19 protein-coding genes, 1 tRNA gene and 1 pseudogene are annotated in these 20,929 nt (G+C 70.3%); 13 read left to right on the top strand and 8 right to left on the bottom strand.

Going from position 1 to position 20,929, the window contains the following annotated elements; translation table 11 throughout:
• Nucleotides 1-31: 31 nt before the first annotated feature.
• Complete coding sequence (locus ACFWR9_RS17775) at nucleotides 32-232, bottom strand: type A2 lantipeptide (protein ID WP_383842593.1); 201 nt, start codon at nucleotides 230-232, stop codon at nucleotides 32-34.
• Between the two features lie 494 nt (nucleotides 233-726).
• Between ACFWR9_RS17775 and ACFWR9_RS17770 the strand changes: the two are divergent.
• The 4 genes and pseudogenes from ACFWR9_RS17770 to ACFWR9_RS17755 form a co-directional block, all read left to right on the top strand.
• Nucleotides 727-965: pseudogene (locus tag ACFWR9_RS17770) on the top strand (hypothetical protein); the annotation flags it as partial.
• Between the two features lie 81 nt (nucleotides 966-1,046).
• Entirely contained in the window at nucleotides 1,047-1,538 is a 492-nt protein-coding gene (locus ACFWR9_RS17765; RefSeq protein WP_383842590.1) for a DUF2975 domain-containing protein, read from the top strand.
• On the top strand, nucleotides 1,538-1,780 hold the full coding sequence (locus ACFWR9_RS17760; RefSeq protein ID WP_383842587.1) for a helix-turn-helix domain-containing protein: 243 nt from the start codon (nucleotides 1,538-1,540) through the stop codon (nucleotides 1,778-1,780). The genes ACFWR9_RS17765 and ACFWR9_RS17760 overlap by 1 nt, the downstream gene beginning before the upstream one ends.
• On the top strand, nucleotides 1,777-2,919 hold the full coding sequence (locus ACFWR9_RS17755; protein ID WP_383842584.1) for an NAD(P)/FAD-dependent oxidoreductase: 1,143 nt from the start codon (nucleotides 1,777-1,779) through the stop codon (nucleotides 2,917-2,919). Before ACFWR9_RS17760 ends, ACFWR9_RS17755 begins: the two co-directional genes overlap by 4 nt.
• A 6-nt stretch (nucleotides 2,920-2,925) precedes the next feature.
• On the opposite strand, the gene ACFWR9_RS17750 is transcribed toward ACFWR9_RS17755, so the two are convergent.
• Both ACFWR9_RS17750 and ACFWR9_RS17745 read right to left on the bottom strand, forming a co-directional pair.
• Nucleotides 2,926-4,149 carry a hypothetical protein gene (locus ACFWR9_RS17750; RefSeq protein ID WP_383842581.1) on the bottom strand — a complete coding sequence of 408 codons (1,224 nt, stop codon included), beginning with the start codon at nucleotides 4,147-4,149 and terminating at the stop codon, nucleotides 2,926-2,928.
• A 206-nt stretch (nucleotides 4,150-4,355) separates the two neighbouring features.
• Nucleotides 4,356-4,922: a Uma2 family endonuclease gene (locus ACFWR9_RS17745; RefSeq protein WP_383842578.1), complete on the bottom strand. Its 567-nt coding sequence runs from the start codon at nucleotides 4,920-4,922 to the stop codon at nucleotides 4,356-4,358.
• Between the two features lie 464 nt (nucleotides 4,923-5,386).
• Here ACFWR9_RS17745 and ACFWR9_RS17740 point away from each other — a divergent pair, with 464 nt between their 5' ends.
• Nucleotides 5,387-5,755, top strand: a complete 369-nt coding sequence (locus ACFWR9_RS17740; RefSeq protein WP_383842575.1) for a type II toxin-antitoxin system RelE/ParE family toxin — start codon at nucleotides 5,387-5,389, stop codon at nucleotides 5,753-5,755.
• The gene (locus ACFWR9_RS17735; RefSeq protein ID WP_383842572.1) at nucleotides 5,755-6,078 is read left to right on the top strand and encodes a helix-turn-helix domain-containing protein; all 324 of its coding nucleotides are present in this window, start codon (nucleotides 5,755-5,757) and stop codon (nucleotides 6,076-6,078) included. Before ACFWR9_RS17740 ends, ACFWR9_RS17735 begins: the two co-directional genes overlap by 1 nt.
• 171 nt (nucleotides 6,079-6,249) lie before the next feature.
• Here the strand turns inward: ACFWR9_RS17735 and ACFWR9_RS17730 are convergent, their stop codons facing one another.
• The 3 genes from ACFWR9_RS17730 to ACFWR9_RS17720 form a co-directional block, all read right to left on the bottom strand.
• Nucleotides 6,250-9,711, bottom strand: a complete 3,462-nt coding sequence (locus ACFWR9_RS17730) for a type ISP restriction/modification enzyme (RefSeq protein ID WP_383842569.1) — start codon at nucleotides 9,709-9,711, stop codon at nucleotides 6,250-6,252.
• A 218-nt stretch (nucleotides 9,712-9,929) separates the two neighbouring features.
• Complete coding sequence (locus ACFWR9_RS17725) at nucleotides 9,930-10,334, bottom strand: hypothetical protein (RefSeq protein ID WP_383842566.1); 405 nt, start codon at nucleotides 10,332-10,334, stop codon at nucleotides 9,930-9,932.
• A gap of 668 nt (nucleotides 10,335-11,002) precedes the next feature.
• Nucleotides 11,003-11,075 (bottom strand) — tRNA-Arg (locus tag ACFWR9_RS17720).
• 242 nt (nucleotides 11,076-11,317) lie between these two features.
• Here ACFWR9_RS17720 and ACFWR9_RS17715 point away from each other — a divergent pair.
• From ACFWR9_RS17715 to ACFWR9_RS17685, 7 genes are all read left to right on the top strand, one after another.
• Complete coding sequence (locus ACFWR9_RS17715; protein ID WP_383842564.1) at nucleotides 11,318-11,563, top strand: phosphopantetheine-binding protein; 246 nt, start codon at nucleotides 11,318-11,320, stop codon at nucleotides 11,561-11,563.
• Nucleotides 11,560-12,780 carry a beta-ketoacyl-[acyl-carrier-protein] synthase family protein gene (locus ACFWR9_RS17710; protein ID WP_383842561.1) on the top strand — a complete coding sequence of 407 codons (1,221 nt, stop codon included), beginning with the start codon at nucleotides 11,560-11,562 and terminating at the stop codon, nucleotides 12,778-12,780. Before ACFWR9_RS17715 ends, ACFWR9_RS17710 begins: the two co-directional genes overlap by 4 nt.
• 108 nt (nucleotides 12,781-12,888) lie before the next feature.
• Nucleotides 12,889-14,655 (top strand): acyl-CoA dehydrogenase family protein, encoded by a 1,767-nt coding sequence (locus ACFWR9_RS17705; protein ID WP_383842558.1) that lies wholly within the window; start codon nucleotides 12,889-12,891, stop codon nucleotides 14,653-14,655.
• A complete protein-coding gene (locus ACFWR9_RS17700) occupies nucleotides 14,652-15,638 on the top strand; it encodes a beta-ketoacyl-ACP synthase III (protein ID WP_383842555.1) in 987 nt (328 codons plus the stop codon). The genes ACFWR9_RS17705 and ACFWR9_RS17700 overlap by 4 nt, the downstream gene beginning before the upstream one ends.
• A 31-nt stretch (nucleotides 15,639-15,669) precedes the next feature.
• Nucleotides 15,670-16,206, top strand: coding sequence for an FAD-dependent oxidoreductase (locus tag ACFWR9_RS17695; protein ID WP_383842552.1), 537 nt, complete (start codon nucleotides 15,670-15,672; stop codon nucleotides 16,204-16,206).
• Nucleotides 16,207-16,208: 2 nt separating this feature from the next.
• A complete protein-coding gene (locus tag ACFWR9_RS17690) occupies nucleotides 16,209-17,210 on the top strand; it encodes a TauD/TfdA family dioxygenase (protein ID WP_383842549.1) in 1,002 nt (333 codons plus the stop codon).
• Between the two features lie 39 nt (nucleotides 17,211-17,249).
• A complete protein-coding gene (locus tag ACFWR9_RS17685; RefSeq protein ID WP_383842547.1) occupies nucleotides 17,250-19,100 on the top strand; it encodes an ABC transporter ATP-binding protein in 1,851 nt (616 codons plus the stop codon).
• 71 nt (nucleotides 19,101-19,171) lie between these two features.
• Here ACFWR9_RS17685 and hasP read toward each other — a convergent pair whose 3' ends face one another.
• Both hasP and ACFWR9_RS17675 read right to left on the bottom strand, forming a co-directional pair.
• On the bottom strand, nucleotides 19,172-20,041 hold the full coding sequence (gene hasP, locus ACFWR9_RS17680) for a 3-hydroxyasparagine phosphotransferase (protein WP_383842602.1): 870 nt from the start codon (nucleotides 20,039-20,041) through the stop codon (nucleotides 19,172-19,174).
• Nucleotides 20,042-20,109: 68 nt separating this feature from the next.
• Nucleotides 20,110-20,928 carry an alpha/beta fold hydrolase gene (locus ACFWR9_RS17675; protein ID WP_383842544.1) on the bottom strand — a complete coding sequence of 273 codons (819 nt, stop codon included), beginning with the start codon at nucleotides 20,926-20,928 and terminating at the stop codon, nucleotides 20,110-20,112.
• Nucleotide 20,929 lies beyond the last annotated feature (1 nt).

Here is a 20,929-nt window from a genome sequence, read left to right as displayed (position 1 = left end):
CCCGGGCGCCGTTCCGCGAATCAGCGGCGGATCACAGACCAGCCACGATGTTGCCGAGCGAGGCGTCCACCGGGGCGGTGACCGGGGCGGTGACCGGGGCGGTGATGCCACCCAGGTCAAGGCCGGTCATCGGGGCCAGGTTGATGCCACCGACGTCGAGACCGCCGGCGATGCCGTCCAGCTCCGCCTCGTTGATCTCGCGGGTCTCCACTGCGGAAGGAACGTGCTGCATTCCATCTCCCTTTCATGAGCGGTGTCAATGGGTAAGCCGGGCACCTGGGTTCGGCGCCAGGCCTGCACCAATTCCACCACACCCGGCACGGTGACGAGTGCGGGCAGACGGCAATATTCGGGCTGCACCGACCCGCGGGCGTATGCGAGTGACTTTTCGGTCGCGAAAACTTTCCCGGTCCTTCACGTCGCCGCACCAATCTGCGTCCCATTTGGAAGAAATTGATGTGGTACCAAGAGCCGTCCCGGGAGGCCGAAGCCGCCATCAGTGAATTGGCATGAACGTGCTCATTGCATGATGGTCTGATTGTGTGAAGATTGGTGGGCGCGGCTGAAACCGTGAGTGCATCGGGGGCCGGCGGCACACGGCGCCGGCCGGCTGACGAGTCGTCATGTCAGAGGGGGCCACTGGCCTCGGCAACCATGGGGATTCAGCTGGAAGTTGTGGTGGCCTATCCGAGGAGTGAAGCCGCGGACGAGGATCGGGCCGGAAGTGAACGTCCGGAGCCGGCCCACTCGGTGGAATTCGGAGCGATCACGCTCTTCCGCCGTCGCGCGGGAGGCCGTACGGCGGTCGCTCGCGCAGGCGTGGTCGTCGCCGAACTGCTGCCTCCGAGGAGGCGCACTGGCTCGAAGAGCAGGCGCGCAATGTCCGCCAGGGCTTCGTGGATCCCAAGCAGGAGGCGGCGTTCGAGGCGTTCCTCGCGCGGCAGCCGCCCGTCGGTGAGGAGTGACGCGGCACCGGCGGGCCGTCCGTTGCCGATACCTATCGAAACACGATAGATTCTCATCGTGAATCGATTGAAGGAGTGGCGATGGGAAAGCTGACCGTGCTCGCGCTGCGCGCCGTGCTCGTGGCGCTGCTGGCCGGGTCGGTGTTCGTCCAGACGGTGATGGCGGCCCTGCTTTCCGCCGACCTGGACGGCGGCGAGCTGGCGGGCCGGCGCGTACCGATCGTCGTGATCGTGGTCCTGGGCGTCATGACGGTGGAAGCCGTCCTCCTGAGCACATGGCGTCTGGTGACCATGGTGCGCAGGGGCACGGTGTTCTCCCACGCCGCCTTCCGGTACGTGCACGTCGTGATGGGCGCGTTCGTCGCCGCCGGGGTTCTCGTCTGCGCGCTCGGCGTCGTACTCGCCCCGGGCGAGGCCGTGGCGCCGGGCGTCGTGCTCCTTCTCTGCGGCGTCGCCCTCGCGGCCTTCGGGATCGCGCTCGTCGTACTGGTGATGCGGGTGCTGCTCGCCCAGGCGGTCGCGCGCGATGTCGAGGCGTCGCAGATGCAGGCCGAGCTCAACGGGGTGATCTGATGGCCATCGTCGTCGACATCGACGTGATGCTGGCCCGACGGAAGATGGCCGTGGGCGAACTGGCCGAGCGCGTGGGGATCACCCCCGCCAACCTGGCGGTCCTCAAGAACGGCCGCGCCAAGGCGGTGCGCCTCTCCACGCTCGACGCGCTCTGCGAAGCACTCGACTGCCAGCCGGGAGACCTGCTGCGCTGGGAGGCCGACGACCGGGTGGACGCGGCCGTCCCCGACCAGCCCCGATGAACCACCTCGGAGCCACGGCCGACGCCGACGTCCTGGTGGTCGGCGCGGGCCTGGCCGGCCTGAACACCGCCACACTCCTCGCCCAACAGGGCCACGACGTAGTACTGGCCGAACGCCGCACGAGTCCGGCAGCCGCGATCCGCACCACCGGCATCTTCGTCCGCAAGACACTCGACGACTTCCCCCTCCCTCCCGACTGCCTCGGCCCACCGATCCGACGCGTCCTGCTCTACCCCCCGAACCTGCGCCGCCCGGTCAGCCTGGTCAGCGGACGTGACGAGTACCGAGTGGGCGACATGGGCCCGCTCTACACGAAGGCGGCCACCGTCGCGGCGGCGTCCGGCGTACGGATCGCCCTCGGCACCCGCTACGTCGGCCGCAAGGGCGGCACCTTCCACCTCGCCGGGCGCGAGGGCCCCACGACGCTCCGGGCACGCTTCGTCGTAGGCGCCGACGGAGCCCGCTCCCGGGTCGCCCACGACCTGGGCCTCGACCGCAACCACCACCTGCTGGTCGGCGCGGAGGAAGTCTTCGCACTGTCCGAAGGCGGCGCCGAGCCACCGACCTTCCACTGCGTGCTCGACCCTTCATACGCCCCCGGCTACCTCGCCTGGGTGGTCAACGACGGCCGGCACGCCCACGTCGGTGTCGCGGGCTACGCCGACCGCTTCCCCGACGGCCTCCGCCGCACCATGGAACGCTTCAGTGCCGCGGCGCCCGGCCTGACCGGCGTGACCCGCCCCGACGCGGTGGAGCGACGCGGCGGCCCGATACCCGTCGGCGGCGTCCTCCGCCGGATCAGCTGCGCGGACGGCCTCCTCGTGGGCGACGCGGCCGGCGCGGTCTCGCCGCTCACCGCGGGCGGCCTGGACCCGTGCCTCCGCCTGTCGGAGCACGCGGCCACGGTCCTGGACACGGCACTGCGCACGGCGGACCGGCAGGTGCTGCGAGCCTACGACGGAGCAACCCTGCGCGCCGACTTCCGCGGCCGCCTGATGCTGCGCAGGGCACTGTCCCAACTCCGCACCCCGACGGCAGCGGCAGCGGCATTCCCTCTCCTCCGCACCTCGTTCGGCAACGCCGTGGCCACCAGGGTCCTCTTCGGCGACAGATCCTTCCCGACACCGACGGCACCCTGACGAGGCTCACGCGCCCGGCGCCGCCACTCCTCGGGAGACCCGCAGCTCCGGTTCCGCTCGCAGTCCCGCGACGTCGGCGCCGCTCTCGGTCAGCACCCGCTCGATCGCCGCCACGGAATCGGCGCCCGTCCCGGCCTCGTCCAGCAGCGCGGCCAGCAGATGGGTCGTGCCGACGGTGGGTGAGCCGTTGGCGGAGGCGGTGAGCTGGGTGACGTGCAGGAGCCGCCGGTCGAAGCCGGCGGAGGCTTCGACCTCCTGAGGCTCGCCCTCCACGACCCCGGTGGTGGGGAGCAGCACGCGGGCGACGGCGGCCTGCCGTACGCCGTGCCGACGCAGGAGTTCCGCTCCCCGGTTCGCTCCCGCCAGCTGCTCGGGCAGCTCACGTCCCGCGACCGTCAACGACCGCTCCAGGGCCAGGATGCCGAGAAGCACGTCGACGGGCTCCAGCTCCGGAGCCCCGCGCCGTACCGCCCCCCGCCGGGCCTCCGAGCGCACCACGCCCACGACCGCGGAGCCGAAGCCGGCGCCGCCACCGAAGATCCAGGCGGTGAACTTCCGCGTCAGCGGATTACCGCTCTTCCCGAAGGTCCCCGCCTTGCGCAGCATCAGCACGGAGCCGGGCTCGGGCGTCTCGTCCTTCCCCCGCAAGGCGTCGAGCGCGGCGGAGGCGGCGGAGACGTCCAGCTTCTCCACGACCATGGCCTCGCGGGCCCGCGTATCGGGCAGCTCGACCAGTGCGCGCGCCACATGGCGGACCCGCACGGAAAGGGTGCCCTCCGCGTGTGCGGCTTCCAGCGCCAGGCGCAGACAGGCCCGCAACGCACCGGTCATCGGCGGCAGTTCAATTCCCCCCGGCGCCACGTCCTCCTTCCGCCTCTTCCAGCGCAGCCTCCGGACCTCCTCCTGCCGGACCTCCCGCCAGAAGGCGTCGATCTCCCGCTCGTCGTCCGGACTGCCCGCCGTACCGTCCCCCTCATCCCCGCTGACCCACACCGAGGTCCCCCGGCACGCGATCGACCCACCGAGCGTGCCGGCGGCCCTCATCCCGGGCGCTATCGCGGACCCCGCGGGTTCGTCGCCCGACACGAGCGCGCTGAGCAGGCTCTCCGTACCGACGTCGTCGCGTTCCTGCTTGGCGACCGTGCGTACGGTCTCCAGCATCAGATTGACGACGTCCCTCTCGAACTCGGTGGTCGCGTCGCCGCTGCGGTCGGACGTGCGCTGGTCCATCGGGCCTTCCCTCCATGGAGTCACCTGGCGTAAAGGACGCTAGCCCGACGCTTCCCGACTCCGCGTCGTCCGACCGGCCATCCTTCCGGTCCGAACGGACATCTTCTGCGGGGCGGCGGTTTGCCCGACCCGTGAGCGCATACAGGGCAATGCACGCCGGCTCGCCCGCGTCGTAGAAGGCTGCCGACTGCCGAGCAGGGCCTGGGTCAGACCTGGCCGAGGTCGATTTCCACCGGGAAGGGGGCCGCTACCTTGACGACAGCGGTGAACACGTCTCCCTCCCGGTAGGTCTTGGTCGCGGGGTCGAGCACGTAGGTGTACACGAGAGGCACGCCTGTCGCGGCCTGCTCGATCCGCCAGTAGAAGTCGATGCCTGCCTTGGCGTATTGGTCGACCTTCACGATCCGGTCGGTGGTCTCCGAGCCTGGCGACACCACCTCCGCGACCAGCAGCACGTGCTCAGGGCGGGTGGGGAGGATGTCGATCGTGTCCGCGCGGTACACGATGACGTCCGGGCGGCGATTGGTGAGCGGGACGTCCTGAAGCCGGACGTCGAAGTCGGTGTCGGCGTTCCACTCCGGGCCCGCGGCGGCATCCAGGGCGTTGGCCAGAATTCGGGCCAGCCGGTTGTGCCGCTTGGACGCACTCGGACTCACGACGACCATCCCGTCCACGATCTCGATCCCAGCGCACTGCTCCTCGGACCAGGACTCGTACTCCTCCGCCGTGATCTGCTCATGCATCCACGCCGGGGCCACCATCTCGGCCGTCATGAGGCACCTCCCGGACACTGTGCTGCGGACCCGATCCCACTGGACTCAGCGTACTGTCTGCCATCCGTCCGGCACGCCGCTCTCGCTCACGCCCACCGCGCCATCACGGCCGACACGCACACGAGCCTGCTCCCCGACGCGGACCTGGCGATCGTTGAGGCCGCAGCCCGGCGGCGGAGTCCGTGCCGAATGGTGCTGATCCGTTGGGAGTGGAGCCCTCCCTGGTGAAGAAACCCCAGCTCAGAGCGGTAATGCACAGTGCCCCCGGCAGGATTCGAACCACGAGGACGAGATACCTCGCGCAGACGTGAGAAATGTTGAGGGGAGTGCCGAATACGTTCTGGCTGGGCCGGAGGCAGCGACCTTCCCGGGCGGACCGAGGTGGCAGAGCCATGTGAGCAGGCGCAGCCCCGAGGTCCGTGGTGGCTTGCGGTATGCATTCTGAGGTATATACCGTTGCTTGCATGACGGAGCGGTGGCAGATCGAGATCGAGCCCGAGGTGCGGGATTGGCTGGAGCTCCTTTCTTTCCGTCTCTACCGGCGGGTCGAGGACAAGACGGACCGACTGTTGGACGAGCCGACGACCCTCGGCGAGCCGTACTCGCGGCACCTGGGAGGCAAGCTCCGTGAACTCCGCTTCGACTTGGACGGCGAGGCCGTACGCATTCCGTACTGGCTCGCGCCGGGACAACGGATCGTGCTGCTGACGGTCTTCCGAAAGACGAAGATGCGTGAAGCGGCGGAAGTCGAGCGTGCGCACCAGGTCCAGAAGGCATGCGAGGCCGAGCACGGCCATGCCCAACACACGTACGAACGGCGTAGGGAGAGCTGATGAACCACAGCAAATGGAGGACGCGCCGGACTCGGCAGCTCGCGGGGGAGGCAGTGGAGTACGACCAGGAGTACGTCGACGCCCGCCTGGCCGGCGACCTCGGTCAGGCGGTCTACGACCGTCGCATCGAGCTCGGCCTGTCCCAGACTGAGCTGGCGGAGCGGTCCGGGATGACGCAGCCGCAAGTCTCCCGGATGGAGGGCGGCGACACCGTGCCGACCCTTCCGTTGCTGCGGCGCTTGGCCAAGGCCCTGGACGGCACGCTGAACCTGACGATCGACGAAGGCGATTCGCACGTCACCTTCACCCCACACGCCGCCTGAGCCGTCGGCAACGGATCGTCGGGCATGAATTCCGAAGGGCACCTACGAGAGCCGTCGGCTCCAAGTTCTGTGGCCTGGGAACACTTCCGTAGTTCTCGCGTGTTCACGGGGCTTCCCGGCCTCATGTGTGCTGAATCCGTTCCCGCTGGACCTGGATGCCGTCCGTGCTGATCAGGTCCGACCGCGGTGCCGTCGGGCGCGGGGGCCGGGCCGCACTGGTGAGCGCCGCCCGGGCGTCGCGACACCTGGGGAGTCGTTCGAGGGCGTAAGGGGTTCGACAGGGCCAGGCGGTTGGCCGTCGACTGATTCCAGGCCGGGCAGAAGCGTGTGGTCCGGGCCGGTGCGAGCTCTCTTGGCGCTCTCGGCTACTGGGAGGATGCGGCGTCGATTCAGCTCAGCCACATCGATCAGGGGTGCCGCCACGAGGCGGTCGAGTAAGTCTGCCTGCTGCGGCTCCAGGGCAGTTAGGTGACTGAGTACGGCGAGGATCTCCACGAGTTCCCGACTCCACTCGTGCTCCCAGTGCTGAGGGCGCTCGCGGTCGAGTTCGCTGGTCACCTTGCCTGCAGCGCGGTTGCTGCGGTAAGCGAGCCAGCTGTCGAGTACGTTGCGCCCGCCGGTGGTGTAGTTGCGCATGCGTGGCGTGACGCCCGTGAAGATGCCCCCCTCGATGATCAGGTGCTCGTTGTCGCAGTCGTAGGTGATCGTGGAAGGGAGCGCATCGGGCGCGACTTCTCGAGCGTACGTGATCTCGGGATGCAGACGTCGCCAGCAGTTCGATGTGCCTGCTGGGCGGGCGTCACCCGGGCTGATGCTCCGTGTGCCGAAGGTGGAGGCCCACAGAATGTGGTGTCCCAGGCTGACGGCCTCACGCCAGAGGTCGCTTGCGGCGGTCAAGGGGATGTGCACGCCGAGTGAGTTGAGGTCGTCTGCATAGCGCTCGGTGAACGTGGGATGTGCGGCGACGGCAGCGATGTAGGCCAGCAGGTCTTCCGGGAGGACCTCTTGGAGACCGTAGGAGTTGGCGAGGTGATGCAACAGGCCGGGGGCGATGTTGGGGGTGCGGTCAGCATGCAGGAACGGCAGCACACGACCGCCGTTGCCGTTGAAGTAGTGCATGTCGGGGATGAGAGCGGTGAAGAGCAGTGCCGGTCCGGTCTGTAGGCGTTGCGAGTGTTGCTCGACGACGAAGACCTGGCCGTCGATGGCGGCTTGCCACAGGTCCGGGCGGGAAAAGTCGATGACTCGCCCGTCGGGTATGAGCCATTGGCGGTCCAGGGCTCTGCGGGCGATGCGTATCGGGTCAGGACAGGGGCTTTGCTCGTCGCGGAGGAGGGCGGGCGGGTGGGGGTGGCCGGGTATCTGAAGGGCTTCCTTGTCCAGGGCGCGGTCGCGGGTCTCTTTGAACAGTGCCTTTTGTGTGGCGGGGTCACGTTCCTGGACGAGGCGGTTCCAGCGTCGGCGCAAGGTGGTTTTGGATGGGCTAAAGACCCAGTTCCGATTGGGTTTTATGCCCGGTTTGCGCCAGGGTATGAGGTCGGTGAGGGCGGGAAAGTCGTCCCAGCCGCTGTGTGAAGCGGGTGTGAAGGGGGCGTACTTGGCACACCGGGAAGTGCGCCAGTCGGGACCGTTGATGCGCAGGTCGTGCAGTTGCTCTTCTTTGTCCCGGCGGGTGCCATGAACAGCCGTGTAGTGGACGGGGGCCAGTTGGTCTCGCCGCTCGCCTTGTCTGCGGACAAAAATGGCGATGGCCAATTCCTGCTGGACACTGGGGAAGAACCGGCTGTTCAGCGGGGGTCTCTTCGTTTCAGGGGTGAGGTCGATGACCCAGCCCTCGGTGCAAGTACGGCGCAGGTACGAGCGCATGCCCTGAAAGCCGGCGCTGCGGATGAACCCGCCGGTACTGACGAAGCAGACAACACCGTGACGGTGGTCGTCGTACTGGTCGAACACCTTGTGCGTGGCCCAGCGCCAGAAGTAGGTGCACAGGCTTTTCAGCTTGTTCTCGTACACCCCTGCCGCACCGTGCAGCCGGAAGGCGTCCAGGGGTGGGGCGCCTCGGTCTGGTGAGCCGTTCTCGATCCATCCGCCCTGGCCTTCCGCCTGCTCGCGGTGGGGAGGGTTGCCGATGACGACAGTGATGCGGCCCTCGCGCTGGATGATGCTGGCGGCTTCAGCGTCGTCACGTAGGGGACCCCACAGAGCGCCGTAACGGGTGAAGAGTTCGCTTGGCCGCCAGGGATCGGCGAGGGTATCGGCGAGATGTAGGCGCATGTCGCGTAGCCGGACGCGGGCATTGAGAGAACGCAGCATCTGCCCGACGCGCATCTGTGCAACGGCGAAGGCACCCATCTGCTTTTCGAAGCCGATCAGCCGACCTGCGAGTTCTTGGACGGATTCGGCGCGGAATCCGTCATTGCCTCCATCGGATTGCTTGCGGGCGACGAGGTCAATGATGCCGGTGAGGAAGGTGCCGGTGCCCATGGCCGGGTCGATGATGGACACACCGGGGTCGGCGAAACCGTCCGGGCAACCCAGCCTGGTGGCCAACACTTCGTCGACGAGGCGGATCATCTCCTCCATCAGCGGTGCTGGGGTGTAGTAAGTGCCGGAATCCTTGCGGAGGTCGGGGTCGTACGCCTGCAGAAAGTGCTCGTAAAGGTGGACGTGGAAGCCGGGTTCGCTGGCAAGGGCACTGCGCCAGTCGATGGCGTCGATGACGCGAACGAGCATGTCGAGGCTGTCGCGAAATTCTCCCTCGACTTGGTCGGTGAGGATCTGCAGAGCGCGCCCCATGACGGAGTGCTCCGCTCCCAGACGCCGGCCAACCTCATGCAGGCTCACCTTGGCCAGGGCGCTGTCGTGGCCATCGGCGTCCGAGCCGGCGAGCAGGAGCGCGAACGTGACGGATTGGGCGTAGCGGTCGGCGAACGCCGCACGTTTGTCTCGGTCGTCGGTGGTGGGAAAAAGATCGACTTCAAGGGTGGAGGACAGGTCGGTGAAGGGACGCCGGTGGCGGGGAAGCCTGGCTTCGGCGTCGAGTCGGTCGTGGACGGCATCGCGCAGAAGAGTGCACAGCGGGGCTACCTGGGCGACAACTTCCCGCATCGATGTCAGTGGACGGGGCTGCCAACTGAAGAACGCGGTCAGCATCGACTCGAAGGCGGCCTCGCTGGCTGCCGGTATCCGCAGGCGGGAGCCAGCGGTACGCAGATCGCCTTCGAGGTGGATGGTGTCGCCGTGTTGCCGACCTGAGCGGTACATGATCCACGTCTGCCCGTTGGTGTAGATCAAGTTGGGGAGCTTCGCCATGCCCTCCCACTGTCGTCGGTCACGAGGGTTCAGCCCGCCGGGATGGATCACGCTTTTGTCCGGGCTCTTCAGCTCGACGTAGCCGACGATGTTGCACGATAACTTCCCGATCCGCACAGCCAGGTCGGGGCGGATTCGGTGCGCGGCGATCGCTATCTCAGCATGCAGGACGGCCTGCAGCCCCAACGCGCTCGCTGCGTCGACGAGAAGCGTCTCCACGGCGCGACGGATCGCGGCTTCCTTCTGTCCATGCAGCAGTGCCTGCTTGCAGGTCGCACCGAACTCGCTGACGATTCGCCGAAACCCGTCCCTGCGCTGCATCCCGCCCCCAGAGGCCAGCACACTCCCGGTATCCAACTCGACACACGGTAAGTGCTACGTCACCCACCGTCGAGAGGGCGGCCATGTTGCTTACATCCATCGCCTGGGACAGCAGGGCAGAGCCTCTACCATCGTCTGCTCAGCCCGGCTGTGTCGTCGTCCGGTCGCGGTAGCTGCGCCGGGCCGCGCATGGGTGCCTGCGTCCGATGCTATTGATGTCACTTGTGGGTGTCAGCTCGCCCTATCCGCAGAGGTATCTCTTGGCAATCAGTGATGGTGAACTCCATCCACTCGATGCCGGCGACACTGAAACTGGCTCCGACGTTAGAGGACGCGATGCCCGTGAACTCATGACGTACGCCTAAATCTTGGCTGCTGAGCGTCCAGGGCGTCGCGACCCTCCATGCCCACTGAAGGGTGGTGAGAAGCGCATCCTCCGGGGCGGAACGACGAAGGGGAGAGAGGAACTGCAGCTCAGCAAGTTCTGGGAACTTCCAGTACCGCTCGTAACTTTCGATCTCGATGGTGTGCGGCAATAGCTCTCCGATGCGGCCGACCACTCGCTCGGCACCGCGGCGGTGGGCCACGTGCGCGTAGCAGCGCCAACGGATCGTCTCGAACATGCCGACACTGTAAGGCTCTTGCGGAACTGTGCCGCGGTCCCTTCCGGCCCAGCCGCCCAGTCAGCCTCATCGGAACCTCAGCTTGGGAAGATGAGGCGATGTGGCGGCTGCTTGGCTGACCTGGGCGCTAGCGCTACCCGCGCCCGGCCGCTTGTCGGCTTGGCGCCCGGTGTTCCCCGTGATTCCCCGCACGATCTGGCACGGGCCTGGCGCGCTGCGACTCGGCTCCTATCCGAGTCGCAGCGTGCGTCATACCTTCAAGCGTTAATGATCTTCTGGACTTCGCGAAGCTTCTCCTCCGCAGTGAGTGACGAGTAGTCGCCGCTCACCAACCCGTGACGCGGGCACGCTCGCTCCCGTCACGTGTATACACCCACACCTGCTGTTCCTTGCGCGGTTCTGTGTTGCACCTGGATCAAGGACAGAAAGCGGGAAGTACCCGAGACCCGAAGCCTCGACCTTACGGGCAATGGAGCTGAGAACGTGCTTGCCGAGTCTGTCGAGACCCAATGCGGTCCGCAAGCGTCCCAAGTTGCCGTGGGTGGCTTCACCCGGCTTCTCGGCCGCGGATGCTCTCGGCCGGTTCACGCGTACCGGCACGCGCGGACCCTGAAACGCCTAAGGGCCAGCCCGGGAGGAAACCCCTCCTGAGCTGGCCCTTCTGGTTGTGCCCCCGGCAGGATTCGAACCTGCGACACCCGCTTTAGGAGAGCGGTGCTCTATCCCCTGAGCTACGAAGGCGGGCGGCCCGGCAGGGCTGGGCCGTCGCGGACAGTGTAGCGGGTGGGGTGGGGGGAGGGTGGTGGCGGGCGAGGTGGGGGAGTGGGGGGTTCCGGGTGGGCGCCCCGCACCTTTTGTCCTGTTCGGCTGTACCCGTACCCCTGATAACGGCGCGATAGGTCCCCCATATCGGCCGCCAGCACAGTGGAGCCGATCTCGTTTCGAGGTGTCGAATCAACCCTGAGCCCCTGAGGTGAACGCCCATGAGTACGGACCCCAAGTCGGTTGTGCACGGGATTCTGGCCGAGGATCTGGAAGTGGAGCCGGCGGAGATCACGGACGCGGCGCTGCTGCGGGATCTGGAGCTGGACTCGCTGGCCGTCGCCGAGCTGATCGTGCGGATCAAGGAGGAGACCGGCGTGGACCTCGGCGGTGAGGAGACGCGGATCGCGGATCTCAGCGTGGGGGAAGTCGTCTCGCTGGCCGGCGCGGGTCTGGAAGCGGCGTGACCGAGGGGCCCGTGGCCATCACCGGTGCCGGACTGGTGACGCCGGCCGGTACCGACGCCGACTCGACCTGGGAGGCGATGTGTGCCGCCGGGTCCCTGGAGAGCGGTGATCCGGAGCCGCTGGCCGGTACCGGGGCGTGGCACAGTCTGCGGGTGCCCGAGCTGCGGCCGGGGCAGCTGACCGGGCGCGGGACCGCCCGTACCGATCCGTTCATACGGTTCGCCCTCGCCGCCGTGGCGGAGGCGCTCGCGCAGTCGCGGCTCGATACCGGCAGCTGGGACGGCAGCCGGGTGGGGATCGTGGTCGGCAGCGCCTTCGGCGGGGTGACCACGCATGACGAGCAGCATCGGCGGATGGAGCGGCAGGGGGCGGGCATGGTCTCGCCGTATCTGCATCCTCGGGCCCTGATCAATATGGCCGCCGGGGCCATCGGTGCGCGGTACGGGATCACCGGGCCCGGTCACACCGTGGCCGCTGCCTGTGCGTCGGGGGCCTCCGCCATTGGGCTGGGCAAGACGCTGCTCGACGCCGGGGTCTGCGACACGGTCATCGCCTGCGGCACGGACGCCGCCGTCACCCCCCTCGTCGTCTCCGGCTTCGCCCGCATGGGCGCGCTGTCCGAGCAGAAGGCGACCGACGCGTCCCGGCCGTTCGCCGCCGACCGCGACGGCTTCGTCATCTCCGAGGGCGCCGCGGCCGTCGTGATGGAGAAGCCGGCCAAGGCGCGCGCCCGGGGTGCGGACGTGCTGGGGCGGCTGCTCGGGCACGCCGACACCTCCGACGCCCACCACCCGACCGCCCCCCGTCCGGACGGTGCCGGCGCCGCGGCCGCCGTCGAGCGGGCGCTGGCGGCGGCGCGCATGTCGGTGCGGGACGTGGACTCCGTCAACGCGCACGGCACCTCGACCCCGCAGAACGACCAGACGGAGGCCCGGCTCATCGCCCGCCTCTTCCCGCACGGCCCGGCCGTCACCGCGAACAAGGGCCTGCTGGGCCACACCCTCGGCGCGGCCGGCGCCATCGAGGCCGTACTGACCCTGCGCGGCCTGCGCACCGGCATCCTGCCGCCCATCGCGCACACCGAGCGGGCCGACCCCCACCTGCCCGACCTCGACCTGGTCCTCGGCGGCCCGCGCCGGCACGGCGGGAGCGTCGCCGTGAGCACCTCCTTCGGCTTCGGCGGCAGCAACTGCGCGCTCGTACTCGACGCCGCCTGACCCGATCACACCACTCACGGTCACGCCGTCACGCCGTCACGCCGTCACGCCGTCACGCCGTCACGCCGTGACGTCGTCCCGGTCCCCGCGGCCATCCCTGGAGAGTTCATGACGCAACGCGAAGAAGAGCTGGCCCGTGTCCTCTCCGGGCCCGAGTTCGCCACCATCCGACCCGACGACCTCAGCGTCCTCGACTACAGCCTGCTCACGCTGCGCCGGGCGCGGCTCCTCAACGGGGCCGGGTTCGCGGCGAACTCCCTCTGGCTGGGGCGCGGTGACAGCGCCCGCTTCCCCGAGTTCCTGCGCACCATGGGCTGGATCGGCGCGTACGACCTGTCCCTGCTCAACGTCCTCGTCTCGCACCAGATCGCGGGCGACGCGCTGCTCAGCCACGCCGGTCCCGAGCAACTGGACGCCTGGGCGGCGGAGATCGACTCGATGGAGCGGATGTACTGCTTCGCCGGGTCCGAACTGCTCGCCGGGTCCGATCTGAAGCAGGTACGGACCGTCGCGACGTACGACCCCCGCGACCGCACCCTGGTGCTCAACACCCCGCGGCCCGCCGACAGCAAGGTGTGGACCGGCAACAGCCTGCACAGCGGTGACGTGGCGATGGTGCTGAGCCGGCTGGTGGTCGGCGGGCGGGACGAGGGGCACCACTGGCTGCGGGTTCCGCTGCGCGCGGACGGGGAAGTGCTGCCCGGCGTGCGGATCGGGCGGGCCGAGCCGAAGGGCGGCGTCACCGCCAACCAGACCGGTGTGCTGACCTTCACCCACTATCGGCTGCCGCTCTCCGCCCTGATGAATCGCTGGGCGTCGATCGACGAGGAGGGGAGCTACAGCTCTCCGCTGCCGCGTCATCGGCGGTTCGAGGAGTGTCTGGCCACCTTCACGCACGAGCGGCTCTTCCCCTCGGTGGGCGCGGCGTACGCGCAACTGCTCGCCTGCGCGATCACCACCCGGTTCGCGGCCGTCAAGCAGACCTTCGGCCGGCCGCTGCTCGGCCACGAGCACTACCGCATGCGGCTGACCGCGGCCGTGGGCCGGTCGCTGGGCGCCCGGCACGCCATGGCCGCGCTGTCCGACATCGCGGTGGCCCGCAGCGCGCAGGGGGCGCCGGCCCGCGACCAGGTGCTGCACGCCCTGATCTCCTGCGGGAAGTCCGGCTCCACCGGCGACGCCCGGCACACCCTCGCCGAGACCCGGGAGCTGTGCGGCGGGCTCGGCTACCACGACGCGAACCAGATCGCGCCCCTGCTGCACGACTACGAGATCGCCGTCACCTTCGGCGGCGACAACACCGTCCTCGGCTACCAGGCGACCCGGTTCGCCCTGCGCCACCGCGAGGACTTCGACAAGGTGCTTGACGAGGCGGTGGCCGGGGCCGCGCGCCTGGACGCCGCCCGCGTGCTGCGGGCCGTCTGCGACACCCTGCTCGACCGGGTGGAGCGCGACGGCGCGGGGGAGGCCAGCGCGCAGTGGAGCCGCGCCGTCCACCAGACGCTGGCGATCGGCCACTGGGCCCGCGAGGCCGCGAACCCGCTGTCCGAGCGGCTGCTCGGGCAGTACGCGGCGGCCTGCGTACTGGAGCACGCGCTGACCGGGCTGCGGGCCGGGATCCTCGACCAGGACGCGCTCCTCGGGTTCGAGGCGGCCCGCAACGAGGCGGCCGGCGCGTCCCTCGACGCCGGGGCGCTGCTCCGCGAACTGGCCGTGCCCGAGGAGCTGATCAGCGCCCCCATCGCCCACCCGGACTTCGCGGAACGGCACGCCGCCGCGGCCCACGCCGGGTCCGGGCAGCCCGCGCAATCGGCCTCCGCCGAAGCCGACGCCCACGCCGCCCCCGGCGCCGTCCAGGCGGGAGTACGTCCGTGACCGCGTCGAACGACCGCGTCGGTGCCGTCGTCACCGGCCTGGGCACCTGTCTGCCGGAGACGGTGGTCACCAACGACGAGTTGTCCCGGGACCTGGACACCGACCACGCCTGGATCCACAGCCGCACCGGCATCGAACGCCGTCGCCGGGTGTCCGCCGGGACCACCACCGGGGACCTCGCCGTGACCGCCGGGGCCGCCGCGCTGAAGTCCGCCGGACGGAACGACTGCGACCTCGTACTGCTCGCGACCACGACACCGGACCGGCGCTGCCCCGCCACCGCGCCCCGGGTGGCGTCCCGGCTCGGGCTGCGGGCCGCCGCGTTCGACCTGTCCGCCGTGTGCTCCGGGTTCGTGTACGGGCTGACCGTGGCCGACGCGATGATCACCGCGGGCACCTGTGAGCGGGCCCTGGTCATCGGCGCGGACGTCTATTCGTCGATCGTCGACCCCGGCGACCGGGGTACGGCCGTCGTGTTCGGCGACGGGGCCGGCGCCGTGCTCCTGGAACGCGGCCGGACCGGCGACCCGGGTGCGGTGCTCCACACCGAACTCGGCAGCGACGGCACCGGCGACGACCTGATCACCATCCCGCCGGACGGCGACCACCTCACCATGCGGGGCAGCGACGTCTACGCCCGTGCCGTGACCACCATGACGGAGTCCGCGCGCTCCGTCGCCGCGCACGCGGGCTGGGCCCTCGCCGACGTGGACGCGTTCGTCGGGCACCAGGCGAACCTCCGCATCCTCACCTCGGTGGCCAAGCGCCTGGGCCTGCCCCGGGAGCGGGTGGTGTCGAACATCGCGGACGTCGCCAACACGGCCGCCGCGTCCATCCCCCTCGCGCTGGCCGACGCGGCAGCCGAGGGGCGTGTCGGTTCCGGGGACCGGCTGCTCCTGACCGCCTTCGGCGGCGGCCTCACCTGGGGTTCCGCCGCCGTCGTCTGGTCGGGCGCGGAACCCGTGCAGGACCAGCGGAGCTGACCGCACCGAGCGCACTAGAGGAAGGGACAGCGTGGTGCCGAAGCCGCGGATCGCTGTGGTCGGCGGGGGCATCGGCGGACTCGCCGCCGCCCTCGCCCTGACCCGTAAGGGCCATGAGGTACGCGTCTTCGAGCAGGCGCCGGAACTCAGGGAGTCGGGCGTGGGCAGGCACCTGGGCCCCAACGGCAGCCGCGTCCTGGAACGCTGGGGCCTCGGCGAGCGGCTGCGCGCCCTCGGCGTACGGCCCATCGGCATGGAGGTGCGGGACTGGTCCCACGGCACCACCCTGGTGCGGCAGCCGATGGGGGAGGAGTGGCTGGCCGAGTTCGGGGCGCCGTACTACACGATCCACCGGGCCGACCTGCACACCATGCTCGCCGAGTCGCTCCGACCCGCACGCCCCCCTCCAGGAGGCCGTCGCCGCGACGGAGGTCAAGGACCTGCTCCTCGGCCTGGCCGGGCTCACCGGAACCTGAATCTCCGCTCATGCTCACTCGATACGCGGCCGATAACGACGGCCCATAGCGTCACGAGTGCACACAAAAAAGACTGTGGACGGAGGCTCTGACAATGGCTGCGAATGCCGCGCGGTCGGCGCCGCGTTACGACGTGACGCTGAACCAGTCGGACGCGGAACTCGTCGAGGAAATAGCCTGGAAGCTCGCCACTCAGGCGACCGGGCGGCCCGACGACGCCGAGTGGGTCGAGGCGGCCAGGAACGCCTGGCACGAATGGCCCGCGAACCTGCGCAAGAAACTCGCCGAATTCCGCCGGGACTCGGGACCGGACGGCGGAATGCTGCTGCGGGGGCTGCCGGTCGACTCGATGGGGCTGCCGCCGACCCCGGCGGTCAACGGCTCCGTGCAGCGCGAGCCCTCGCTGGGCGCCGCCGTGCTGCTGATGGTGGCCTGCGGACTGGGCGACCCCGGCGCGTTCCGGCCGGAGAAGAACGGGGCCCTCGTCCAGGACGTCGTCCCCGTCCCGGGGATGGAGGAGTTCCAGGGCAACGCCGGCTCGACCCTGCTGACGTTCCACAACGAGAACGCCTTCCACGAGCACCGCCCCGACTTCGTGATGCTGCTCTGCCTGCGGGCCGATCCCACGGGCCGGGCGGGCCTGCGGACCGCCTGCGTCCGGCAGGTGCTCCCGCTGCTCTCCGACCGCACCGTGGACGCCCTGTGGGCACCGGAGTTCATCACCGCGCCGCCGCCGTCCTTCAACCTGAGCGGAGCCGGCGAGGCAGCGGGACCCGTCCTCCTCGGCGACCCCTCGGATCCCGACCTCCGGGTGGACCTGGCGGCCACCGAACCGGTCACCGAACGCGCCGCAGAGGCCCTGCGGGAACTCCAGGCCCGCTTCGACGCCACCGCGGCCACCCACCGCCTCGCCCCGGGCGAGCTGGCGATCGTCGACAACCGGGTCACTGTCCACGGCCGCACCGAGTTCACCCCGCGCTACGACGGTACCGACCGCTGGCTCCAGCGCACCTTCGTGCTGACCGACCTGCGCCGCTGCCGCGCGATCCGCCCGGCCGACGGCTATGTGCTCGGAGACGCGCCACAGCCCGCCTGACCGGCGAAGCCCCCGCAGTGACACAGGAGTAGGAGTCCGATGACGAGCACGCAGACCAGGGAGCGACCGCCCGCTCCGGACGCCGGGGCGAAGAGCGCGCCGGAACCCGGGCCGCCGGCCCCGCCCGCCCGGAAGGTCGGACTGCGCTCCCTGTTCCCGTATCTCCAGGGCTACTGGCCGACGCTGGGGATCGTCGCGGTGCTCTCGCTGGTGGTGACCCTCCTCACCCTCAGCCAGCCGGTGCTCACCCGCGACGTGCTCACCGACATCGAGGCGGACCGGCCGGTGGGCCGGCTGGTCGCCCTGCTCATCGGCGTCCTCATCGTCGTGGCCGTGCTCGGCGGGGTCCGCGACTACCTGCTCCAGCGGGCCGCCGAGGGGCTGGTCCTGACCGCCCGCCGCCGGCTGGTGGCCCGCCTGCTGCGGCTGCCGATCACCGAGTACGACCGGCGCCGCACCGGCGACATGCTCTCCCGGGTCGGCGCCGACACCACGATGCTGCGCGCGGTGGTCACCTCGGGCCTGTTCGACACCGTGACCAACGTCGTCATGGTCGGCGGCTCCGCGCTCATGATGTGCCTGATCGACCCCACCCTGTTCGCGGCCACCGCCCTCGGCCTGGGCCTCGGCGTCCTCGCCGTCGTCGGGCTCTCCCGCAGGGTGCGCGGGGCCTCCCGCGACGCCCAGGACCGCATCGGCGAGATGACGTCCGCCGTCGAGCGCGCCATCTCCGCCGTCCGCACCATCCGCGCCAGTGGCGCCGAGGAACGCGAGGGGCACGCCGTCGACGGCTACGCCAAGGAGGCGTACCACGCCGGCATGCGCATCGCCCGCCTCCAGGCGATGATCAACCCGATCACGTCGACCACCATCCAGGTGGCGTTCCTCGTGGTCCTCGGCCTGGGCGGCGCCCGGGTGGCCAGCGGCGCCATCCAGGTCGGCGACATGGTCGCCTTCGTGCTGTTCCTGTTCATGCTCTGGTTCCCGCTCGGCCGCGCGCTGACCGCTTACTCCCGGCTCCAGTCGGGGCTCGGCGCACTCCAGCGCATCGAGGAGATGGTGGACCTGCCGCAGGAGACCGACAGCGCCGCCGCCGGGACGCTGACGGTGCGGGAGCGGACCCGGCCCGAATCGGAGACCGACGCCGGTGCCGGACGGCCGCCCGCGATCGAGTTCGACCGGGTCAGCTTCGGCTACGACAACGGCGAGACGGTCCTGCGCGACGTGTCCCTCACCGTCCCCCGCGGCACCCGCACCGCCCTGGTCGGCCCCTCCGGAGCGGGCAAGTCCACCCTGCTGTCGCTGGTGGAACGCTTCTACGACGTCACCTCCGGCGTGGTGCGGGTCGGCGGCACCGACGTACGCGACCTGCCGCGCCGGGAGCTGCGCCAACGCCTGGGCTACGTGGAGCAGTCGGCGCCGGTCCTCGCCGGCACCGTCCGCGACAACCTGTCCCTCGCCGCGCCCGACGCCACCGACGACGACATGCGGGAGGTGCTGCGCTCGGTCAACCTCATGGGCGTCATCGAGCGGGCGCCGCTCGGCCTGGACACCGAGGTCGGCGAGGGCGGCGTCCTGCTGTCCGGCGGCGAACGGCAGCGGCTCGCCCTGGCCCGCACCTTCCTGGCCGCGCCGCCGATCATGCTGCTCGACGAGGCGACCAGCAACCTCGATGCCCGCAACGAGGCCCTGATGCGGGAGGCCATCGGCACGGTCAGCGCCGACCGGTCGCTGCTCGTGGTCGCCCACCGGCTCTCCACCGTCGTGGACAGCGACCAGATAGTCGTCCTGGAACACGGCGAGGTCGTCGCCGCCGGCCGGCACGAGGAACTGACCGGCACCAGCCCCCTCTACCGGGAGCTGGCCAGCCACCAGCTGCTCATCCAGTAATCCCCCCACACGAAGGGGCCTCCCGGTGACCGACTTCACCGGGAGGCCCCTTCGCGTGTGCCGCGTGCCGGTCAGCCGGCGGTCGCCAGGCACTGCCGGACACGGTGCCGGGTCAGCTCCCAGGCGGCGTCGAGGCGCACCGCCCGGGCCCGCGAGGCGTCGTCGGTGAACCGCTGGTGGGCGCGGCGCTCGCGGTAGAGCAGCAGCGTCAGGTTCACCAGGAACGGCATCATCCCGTCCCGCTCGTCGGCGCGTTCGGCCACCGCCACCTCGATCCGGGCCCGCGCGCCGGGCACGTCCCCGAGCAGCATCCAGAGCTGGGCGAGGTCGAGGCAGGGCAGGTACAGGGCGCTGCTCGCCCAGTCGATCAGGACCTGCCGGCCCCGGCTGCGCACCACGTTGGCGAGCACCAGGTCGCCGTGGCCGAACTCGCGCGGCGTGCCGGACAGTTCGAGGAGTCTGAGGAGCGACGCCCAGTGTTCGTCGTCGAAGACGCCCTGGGCGTGCACGCCGTCCAGCATCCCCCGGTAGTCCACCGACCAGCCATCGGCCAGCGCGGGGTGCCAGTGGCGCAGCTGCTCCACGGCTGCGAGGACCCCGTCCAGGTCCTCGCGGGCGACGGGCGTGACCGGGAAGCGGTCGGGCGCCAGCACCTCCCCGGCGAGCCGCTCCATGACCAGCACGGCGCGCTCCTTGTCGGAGGCGAAACGGCGGGGCACCGGCACCGGCGGGGGCACCGCGTCGAACAGGTCGTACGTGTCGATCTCGCGCAGGCACTGGCGCCGCCAGTCGGGTGTGCGCACCTTGGCCAGCGCCTCTACGCCGTCCAGGGAGCCGCCCACCACCAGGGAGGTGCGGCTGCGGTAGACGACCTCGCCGGGGGCGAAGCCGGGGCACACCTCCAGGGCCAGCCCGAGCAGGTGGCGGTCGGCGGGCGCCAGGGCCTCGGACCCGGCCCCCGACCCGGTCTCGGTCTCGGTCTCGGTCTCGGTCTTCAAGGGGTTCTCCTTCACCGGCGCAGGAATTCGACGAGGCTCTTGTTCACCGCGTCCGGTGACTCCAGGTAGCCGTAGTGCCCGCAGTCGGGCACCAGCTCGTACTCGGCGCCGGGGATCGCGTCGGCGACCTCCCGGCCCAGGTGGGGCGGGGCGATCAGGTCGTCCTGGAAGGCGACGACGCGGGTGGCGGCCCGGATGCCCCGGTACGCCTCGCGCCGGTCGGGCATCACGCCCACCCCGAGCTGGGCCCGGTGCCCCGCCCCGGAGACCCGGGTCAGCTCCAGCACGTCGAGCCAGTCGCGGGCCTGCCGGTCGTTGTCGAGGGTGCGGGGCGACAGGTTCTGCATGGCCTGTACGACCGCCTCGTAGGCGGCGGGCAGCCGGACCCCCCGGTCGTACAGCTCCATCTCCGCGCGGCACAGCGCGTCGCGCAGCGCGTCCGGGCGGGCCCGGGTCGCCATCAGCACCAGCCGGTCCACGAGGTCGGGCCGGGACAGCGCCAGCTCCTGGGCGATGTGCGCCCCCATGGAGATGCCCGCCACCTGGCAGGGGCCCAGGCCCAGTTCCTCGATGAGGGCCGCGGTGTCGGCGACCAGGTCGTCGATGCCGAAGCCGCCGGGGCACTCCTCGCTGGGGGCGATGCCCCGGTTGTCGAAGCTGATCACCCGGAAGCCGGCGGCGACCAGGGCGGGCACCTGGTGCAGGTGCCAGGCCCGGCCGCTGCCGCCCGAGCCCATCACCAGCAGCACGGCCGGTGCGGCGCCGCCGGCTCCCGGCGGCGCGCTGTCGTAGTAGTTGATCCTGATGTCGTTGACGGTGATGACAGGCATG

Origin of the sequence: Streptomyces sp. NPDC058534, from assembly GCF_042717365.1 — a bacterium.
Lineage (GTDB): Bacteria > Actinomycetota > Actinomycetes > Streptomycetales > Streptomycetaceae > Streptomyces.
This window is presented reverse-complemented; position numbering and strand designations above follow the sequence as displayed.

Bases quoted from the DNA above. Each gene is read 5' to 3' on its own strand.
- ACFWR9_RS17775 (WP_383842593.1), bottom strand. From the start codon at position 232: ATGCAGCACGTTCCTTCCGCAGTGGAGACCCGCGAGATCAACGAGGCG.
- ACFWR9_RS17675 (WP_383842544.1), bottom strand. From the start codon at position 20,928: ATGCCTGTCATCACCGTCAACGACATCAGGATCAACTACTACGACAGC.
- ACFWR9_RS17725 (WP_383842566.1), bottom strand. From the start codon at position 10,334: ATGTTCGAGACGATCCGTTGGCGCTGCTACGCGCACGTGGCCCACCGC.
- ACFWR9_RS17685 (WP_383842547.1), top strand. From the start codon at position 17,250: ATGACGAGCACGCAGACCAGGGAGCGACCGCCCGCTCCGGACGCCGGG.
- ACFWR9_RS17690 (WP_383842549.1), top strand. From the start codon at position 16,209: ATGGCTGCGAATGCCGCGCGGTCGGCGCCGCGTTACGACGTGACGCTG.
- ACFWR9_RS17740 (WP_383842575.1), top strand. From the start codon at position 5,387: ATGACGGAGCGGTGGCAGATCGAGATCGAGCCCGAGGTGCGGGATTGG.
- ACFWR9_RS17745 (WP_383842578.1), bottom strand. From the start codon at position 4,922: ATGACGGCCGAGATGGTGGCCCCGGCGTGGATGCATGAGCAGATCACG.
- ACFWR9_RS17755 (WP_383842584.1), top strand. From the start codon at position 1,777: ATGAACCACCTCGGAGCCACGGCCGACGCCGACGTCCTGGTGGTCGGC.
- ACFWR9_RS17715 (WP_383842564.1), top strand. From the start codon at position 11,318: ATGAGTACGGACCCCAAGTCGGTTGTGCACGGGATTCTGGCCGAGGAT.
- ACFWR9_RS17760 (WP_383842587.1), top strand. From the start codon at position 1,538: ATGGCCATCGTCGTCGACATCGACGTGATGCTGGCCCGACGGAAGATG.
- ACFWR9_RS17735 (WP_383842572.1), top strand. From the start codon at position 5,755: ATGAACCACAGCAAATGGAGGACGCGCCGGACTCGGCAGCTCGCGGGG.
- ACFWR9_RS17730 (WP_383842569.1), bottom strand. From the start codon at position 9,711: ATGCAGCGCAGGGACGGGTTTCGGCGAATCGTCAGCGAGTTCGGTGCG.
- ACFWR9_RS17750 (WP_383842581.1), bottom strand. From the start codon at position 4,149: ATGGACCAGCGCACGTCCGACCGCAGCGGCGACGCGACCACCGAGTTC.
- ACFWR9_RS17705 (WP_383842558.1), top strand. From the start codon at position 12,889: ATGACGCAACGCGAAGAAGAGCTGGCCCGTGTCCTCTCCGGGCCCGAG.
- ACFWR9_RS17765 (WP_383842590.1), top strand. From the start codon at position 1,047: ATGGGAAAGCTGACCGTGCTCGCGCTGCGCGCCGTGCTCGTGGCGCTG.